This window comes from Pseudanabaena biceps PCC 7429 (assembly GCF_000332215.1).
In the GTDB taxonomy this organism is placed as follows: Bacteria; Cyanobacteriota; Cyanobacteriia; order Pseudanabaenales; family Pseudanabaenaceae; genus Pseudanabaena; species Pseudanabaena biceps.
This window is the reverse complement of the sequence record NZ_ALWB01000248.1, coordinates 1-5999: the sequence shown is the minus strand read 5'-3', so window position 1 is coordinate 5999 and position 5999 is coordinate 1. Positions and strand designations below refer to the sequence as shown.

Sequence of the window (5999 nt, the reverse complement as noted above, 5' to 3'; positions counted from 1 at the left end):
AGATGACAACCACAGAAACCGTAGAAGAGATGAGTATTGATGGCGGTAAAGTGAGATTACGAACTGAGAAAGGGAAAAGTGTGAGTGGAAAGATTACAAAGCCGTAAATGCTCAGGGGACAATTGCTGCTTATTTTCTCAATAATCAAGGTTTAGTTGATTGGGTACAAAAACAACCATTAGCGGAAATATTCTCTTGTCTAGGCGATGGACATGATGGGATCTGGAATTTATTCGCTGCCATAGCGCCATCACCGCAGAGGTTTGAAATATTGGACTGGTTTCATTTGAAAGAACATCTTTATGCTGTTGGTGGTTCTTTGCGTCGTCTAGCCAAGGTAGAAGATTTTCTCTGGCAAGGTGATGTTGAGCAGGCGATTTCTTATTTCAGGTTGTAAATTCAAACGAGCTATCAATTTTCTTGCTTATTTACGCAATCATCGCCATCGTATACCTGAGTATGGTTACCTACAAAACAGGGAATTAACATTGGCTCTGGCTCAGTTGAATCGACAATTAAACAAATTGGTCGTCGGGTCAAGATTTCGGGTGCTCAGTGGAATCAGCAAAATGTTGCTCAAGTTTTGAAACATCGCTGTGCTTATCTCAATGGCTACTTCTATGCCCCTAAGTATATTTACTCAGTGCCTAATTGAGATGCTCCCAACAACAATGAACTATAACATCAAGATTGAAGGACAGACAATTCCCGTACCACCTGAAATCGGGAGTAGCGACGAACAAATTAGGGCTACTCTCAGCCTATATTTTGAAGGAATCAAGAACTCGAAAATCGAAAGAACTGTGCAAGCCAACGGCGATATCCTCGTGGATGTCTGTAAGCTGGCAGGGACAAAAGGTGCAATATGAGCGAGACAGCGATCGCTACTTTAATCGTCGCCCCCGAAGAAACCAATCCCCTACTCGAAATCCTCTGGGAAATTGAACAGTATCAACAGGAAGGCAATCCATTAATTGAGCTAACCGCAATCGGGCTAGAAGACTTTAGCGAAGCAACAGCACAATCGCAAGAACATAGCCTTTCTATCCAAAGGACATTAGACAGTTTAAAAAAAGCTAGCCCGATCGCTGCCCCGATGACAATCCGAGGATTCTGAGATGGACAAAACCAAATTCGAGTGGTTAGCCGCACGCACCGCCGATCAAGCTGTGGAGTACCTCGAAGCAATACAGCAAAGGGCAACGATGCTGCAACTGTATCAGTATTACTATCCTGATGAATATCAACAATCCAAGGCTAGTATTCAAGTTACTAGCCTTGAAACCTATAGCGAAAAAGAGTTAGAGTTTCTGACCTTATTAGACGAACAATTCTTCCCATTACCCCTATTACTAGCAGAATCAGAGCGTATATCCTATATCCCCGTAGAGCCACTAGGCACTTCATGGTACTACGATAACTTTGAAGAACTAGGCGCAACCGAGAAATTCTTGATGAGCCTGATTCATGGATTAGAAAACGACCCATGGAATGAGCTAGAGGAAGAACTAGGACAAGACTTACCCCCTGCGGTGAGTTACATCAATTACCAAAAACTAAACCAAGCCGTCAAAAAGGTAAGAGGGAAAATCACCCTCTTACCCACAGCAATCGATATGCTCACCCAATCCACAGGAAATCTATGGCTGGACATCTCCTATGAAAACGACATCGTAGACGCTCATTGGACAGTAGAGGTAATAGATACCTTGAGAGAAGCCTATACCGAAGCACAAACAATCATGCAAAAATATCGAGAATTTATCGAATGGCTAGAGCAAGACACCGCCAACTGTATCAAAGTGGTCAAGCTCTGGAACCGATGTAAAGAACCAAATCCCGAAACCCACTATCTAGCAGCATGAGGAAAAAGCAATGCTAACCCTAGACCCACTGCAAGATGTCCTGAATCCCGATGGTTATCCCTTAATCGAAGCAGAAGCAAAACTTTTATTTCTGAAAGGAGGACATTACTGCTTTCAATATCGACAGGGAGAGCGAGAAACTTACAAGTTTCTATCCCCCGAAACAGTAAGAGCCGCTTTTCAGAATGAACGCATCGACACAGGCTGGATACCCGACGGAGTAAAACGCATGGGAGTTTGCCGTCAAGGACAATGGTATGTGCAGTTTATGCCACCTGCAAAACGGACATTTACCTTCATCAATTTGGACGAAGGTGGAGAGCCAATCTCCCTGACCCTCCCAATGATGGGAATAGTATTCATGCTCTGTGGCGATATCTGCTACATCTGGGCAACCAAGCAAAAAACCTTTGCCGCTGAAGCACCCATCTATCATGTACCATTACCAAACATCTATGGAGATGGCAGAATCTGTATGGGAACTGAGAATAACCTCAGCAACTATGCAGAAGGAATCGAGCGACTAGCCAAAGCATGGGAGATGTTCATGACAGCACCGTTTAACAATCATCTCGCGAACGGCAAATCCCATACCCATCCCGAAGACATCCGCGAAAAACTGATCCAATTGCAGAACAGCAACCGCTACCCGATCAATGATCTTGTTCCCCATGACAGTTCTGTACAGGTAGCGATCAACATGGTAATCAACCGATGAAATTACTAGACCATGTGCAGAAGCACGTAGCAACCACAAATCTCGCATTGCCAGTCACGCACAATCCCCCATTAATTCAGCACATCATCGCCACCAATCAAAGCTTTCCTGAAATTGCTCCAACCTCAATGTACGAGTATGTCTATGGCAGCAACGGCACATTTGTGAGAGCCAAGAGACAAGGATTAGAAGCGATCGCTCCCGTATCCTATTACAAAGCCAAAGGACTAAGAGCAATATCCGCATCCCTGCAAATGACCTACCCCGCAGTCCCCCTATTTCTGGTAGAGCAAATGCTCGAAGCCTCACGCATTGCCTGTGATGCCAACAATCACCCCGTAGAGATCGTATTCCACCTCTATTTTGAAAAGGGAACTTGGCAACTCGCAATACCAGATCAAGAGCAAACAGCCACATCCTGTAAGCCCTTGGACAATAGTGCCAATAGTACCTACAGCAAAGCGATCATTGAAATCCATTCCCATCATGGCATGAGAGCCTACTTCTCAGAAACAGATAACCGCGATGAGACAGGATTTCGGATCTATGGAGTACTTGGCGAAATCTTCTCCAACCCGCAAATAAGGATGCGAGTAGGAATTTACGGACATTTCTACGAAACCGCAACCACAGGAATCTTGGAGTTACCAGCACAACTAACAGACTGCTTAGCGGAGGATTGGTAATGTCAAACCTATCATTACCCTTTGCTGAAGCCGTCCCCATCTTGCTACCAGCCTATGAAGAACTAGCCCTAATTCTCATCGGCTGTGGCGGCACAGGCGGATGGTTAGCCGTGAACTTGCCACGCATCGCCTACTTACAAAAACAAGCAGGGAAAAAAGTATCAGTTACATTCATCGATCCAGATCGGGTAGAAGCAACAAATATTCCGCGCCAAAACTTTATTCCCAGTGACCTCGGATTACCCAAAGCATCCGTTCTCGCGGCAAGATACGGACTGCAATGGGGTATTGAAATCAGTGCCATTACCTCATCCTTTAGAGCAGACATGGCAATATCGCGATGGAAACATCTGACAATTTGCATTGGAGCCGTGGACAATCCTGAATCTAGAGCAGAAATAGCTAAAGTTTTAGAAAATGGAAAAACAACCTTCTGGTTAGACTGTGGCAATCATTACGATTCGGGACAAGTCCTCCTCGGCTCTAGAGACACAGTGGAAAGTATGAAAGGAGCCTTTCATGTCCCCACATTTTGTACAGGATTACCATCCCCAGCAATACAACATCCAGATTTACTGGTGAAGCAAGAGTCAATCCAGAAAGTACTATCCTGTGAAGAATCAGCGATCGCTAACGCTCAGTCCATGTCCATCAATCACCGTATCGCTGATGAAGCATTGGACATGCTTCTACGCTTACTAAGCGGAACCCTGACCCGATTTGCTACCTATGTAAACTGCAAACATGGTAATGCATGGTCTAGATTCAACACCCCCGAAGAAATAGCAGCAGCGATCGGCAAGCCCAAACAATACCTGAAAGCGAAGCCCCAATAGCGAAACAAACAGTCCGCACTAATCCGATTGACTTAGAGCAGTGCGGACTGCTTATTTCATGGGCGAGCAAATCTATTCAAAGCAAGGAATTTCATCTAGCCAAGGAATACTGCATAGCTTTAGGACAACATCAGCACTGGCATATTGCACAAGTACATCCCAGTTAGCACAAGCAATGATGCGATGGCGGTTGAATTTAAAATTAAGAGGAGGTCGAATCACCCTTACCGATACAGGAATTCGCTTTTTATGGGCTGCCACAATCACTTGACTGGTACAGGGGAAGCAAATATTACAAAGCATGGGATAGTGAGGATCTGAGCAGAGAAAATCAATAATTTCGATGACAATATCCTGACTGATACTAACGATCAAAGAATCTTCATCAGCGAATAAATCCCTTACCAGATTAGCCGAACGAGGCGAAACCCCACCTATAATTTGGACATTGTTAAACTTACCAGCTTCGTTAATCGCCGTAGTGACGAAAGATTGAGCGTCAACACGATGTTGCTTGAAAAACTGTGCCGTGACATTGATATCGATCGGCTTAGAAAGCTGAGTGTCGAGAAAGGTAGTAAAAGGCTTGAGTTTCCCCTGCTTAACCGCAAATCGGTCTTGATGATACTTACAAAAAATCCGAGAAAAGTTTTCACGCAGAAAATCGAATCGCTGCTCCTTTTGAGCGACGAAAATATCGGTTAATGTACCCATATAGGACTCCATCATAAAAATTTCCAAACAAGGATTGCCCCACCTCAAACCTTAGAGATGATAAATCTCCCTAAAATGACTGATTTTTATATGATAGCCTCCCACAAAAACATCTAGCAGACCATCAACCATCGTTTAATATCAATTCACAAAATTGTTGTCACACTTTCGTGAATTGGTATAACAGCTAAGCTGAAGGGCTTATCAACCCAATATGGTCAGAGTTGATATAGGCCTGACGGTCTATCGGGCTACACGATAGTTGTTGTTGAGTTGCTGTTGTGAAATTACGGTATAGCCTCAGAGCGAGGCAAGAATAATCTTTGAGCGAACATAACTTGGAAGTTATAAAACAAGACTGATAGCTGGCTTTTGAGCTTGTACAGAGGATGCTTAGAGGAAATATCCGATGTCAGTAAATGGCGCAGATAAGCAACCATGGCAATCAGTCTAGTCCAAACCGCAAACTGGCCGTTAGCGATCGCCCCCTCACAATTATTTATTATAAGGGGGGGGCGATCGCAAGAAACGGGTTGAGCCACCGCCACCTGTTGCCGAGAGACGGAGCGTCTTTCGAGAATCGCCAGCAACTCATGCCAAGCCTCAGTATCAAGCCAGCAAACATTGATCATGCCCTCATCGCCATGAACGCGCTTAGAACAGATTTTGACCCCAAGCTGATGGCAGAGCATACGAAAAATCCAAATATTAGTAGCATCTTGAGGAACATTGAAGCCCAAGTACCTTTTGATATCCGTAGCAAATTGCCGACAGAGGCTACCTAAGTTTTCCAGATCTGAATCAGTGTATTGCACATCAGGATTCAGCAACTCCTTCAACCCTAAACCCGATCTGACATAGCGTCCCAACTCATGACAGGGTTGATCTGGCAGGAAAATACCCATGCCAAACTTAGCTTGACGAGTAAACGCACGAACATCGGATTCAATGGCAAGATCCGATTCAAACAAAGCTTCCAATTTAAGAATCTCCGATCGCTTTTGCCCATCGCGATCGTATTCCACCAATTCAGGAGAGACTTGATCGAGACTAGAAGTTACGCATTGACAGAAGGGAGAAGATTTGCAGGTAGGAGATAATTGTAATCAGCTAAGTTTTCCATGACAAAAGAACGAATGACATCATTGAACAAATTACGCTTGAGGGCATAGCAATTCGT

General features: G+C 44.4%; 8 protein-coding genes and 1 pseudogene. 7 read left to right on the top strand and 2 right to left on the bottom strand.

Annotated elements, in window-relative coordinates:
- Positions 1–404: 404 nt before the first annotated feature.
- The 7 genes and pseudogenes from PSE7429_RS28245 to PSE7429_RS19805 all read left to right on the top strand — a co-directional run.
- Positions 405–655: pseudogene (locus PSE7429_RS28245) on the top strand (hypothetical protein); the annotation flags it as partial.
- A 16-nt stretch (positions 656–671) separates the two neighbouring features.
- On the top strand, positions 672–869 hold the full coding sequence (locus PSE7429_RS19830; RefSeq protein ID WP_144052548.1) for a hypothetical protein: 198 nt from the start codon (positions 672–674) through the stop codon (positions 867–869).
- Positions 866–1117, top strand: a complete 252-nt coding sequence (locus tag PSE7429_RS19825) for a hypothetical protein (RefSeq protein ID WP_009629132.1) — start codon at positions 866–868, stop codon at positions 1115–1117. Before PSE7429_RS19830 ends, PSE7429_RS19825 begins: the two co-directional genes overlap by 4 nt.
- A 1-nt stretch (position 1118) precedes the next feature.
- Positions 1119–1865: a hypothetical protein gene (locus PSE7429_RS19820; RefSeq protein WP_009629131.1), complete on the top strand. Its 747-nt coding sequence runs from the start codon at positions 1119–1121 to the stop codon at positions 1863–1865.
- 10 nt (positions 1866–1875) lie between these two features.
- Positions 1876–2583: a hypothetical protein gene (locus PSE7429_RS19815; RefSeq protein WP_009629130.1), complete on the top strand. Its 708-nt coding sequence runs from the start codon at positions 1876–1878 to the stop codon at positions 2581–2583.
- A complete protein-coding gene (locus tag PSE7429_RS19810) occupies positions 2580–3269 on the top strand; it encodes a Mov34/MPN/PAD-1 family protein (RefSeq protein WP_009629129.1) in 690 nt (229 codons plus the stop codon). The genes PSE7429_RS19815 and PSE7429_RS19810 overlap by 4 nt, the downstream gene beginning before the upstream one ends.
- Positions 3269–4105: a ThiF family adenylyltransferase gene (locus tag PSE7429_RS19805; protein WP_009629128.1), complete on the top strand. Its 837-nt coding sequence runs from the start codon at positions 3269–3271 to the stop codon at positions 4103–4105. Before PSE7429_RS19810 ends, PSE7429_RS19805 begins: the two co-directional genes overlap by 1 nt.
- A 72-nt stretch (positions 4106–4177) precedes the next feature.
- Here the strand turns inward: PSE7429_RS19805 and PSE7429_RS19800 are convergent, their stop codons facing one another.
- Positions 4178–4834, bottom strand: a complete 657-nt coding sequence (locus PSE7429_RS19800; protein WP_040689727.1) for a hypothetical protein — start codon at positions 4832–4834, stop codon at positions 4178–4180.
- A gap of 272 nt (positions 4835–5106) precedes the next feature.
- Positions 5107–5844, bottom strand: coding sequence for a hypothetical protein (locus PSE7429_RS19795; protein ID WP_009629126.1), 738 nt, complete (start codon positions 5842–5844; stop codon positions 5107–5109).
- Positions 5845–5999 lie beyond the last annotated feature (155 nt).

What these genes read in the sequence shown, in the direction of transcription:
- PSE7429_RS19830 (WP_144052548.1), top strand. Translation starts at nt 672, where the DNA reads ATGAACTATAACATCAAGATTGAAGGACAGACAATTCCCGTACCACCT.
- PSE7429_RS19825 (WP_009629132.1), top strand. Translation starts at nt 866, where the DNA reads ATGAGCGAGACAGCGATCGCTACTTTAATCGTCGCCCCCGAAGAAACC.
- PSE7429_RS19820 (WP_009629131.1), top strand. Translation starts at nt 1,119, where the DNA reads ATGGACAAAACCAAATTCGAGTGGTTAGCCGCACGCACCGCCGATCAA.
- PSE7429_RS19815 (WP_009629130.1), top strand. Translation starts at nt 1,876, where the DNA reads ATGCTAACCCTAGACCCACTGCAAGATGTCCTGAATCCCGATGGTTAT.
- PSE7429_RS19810 (WP_009629129.1), top strand. Translation starts at nt 2,580, where the DNA reads ATGAAATTACTAGACCATGTGCAGAAGCACGTAGCAACCACAAATCTC.
- PSE7429_RS19805 (WP_009629128.1), top strand. Translation starts at nt 3,269, where the DNA reads ATGTCAAACCTATCATTACCCTTTGCTGAAGCCGTCCCCATCTTGCTA.
- PSE7429_RS19800 (WP_040689727.1), bottom strand. Translation starts at nt 4,834, where the DNA reads ATGATGGAGTCCTATATGGGTACATTAACCGATATTTTCGTCGCTCAA.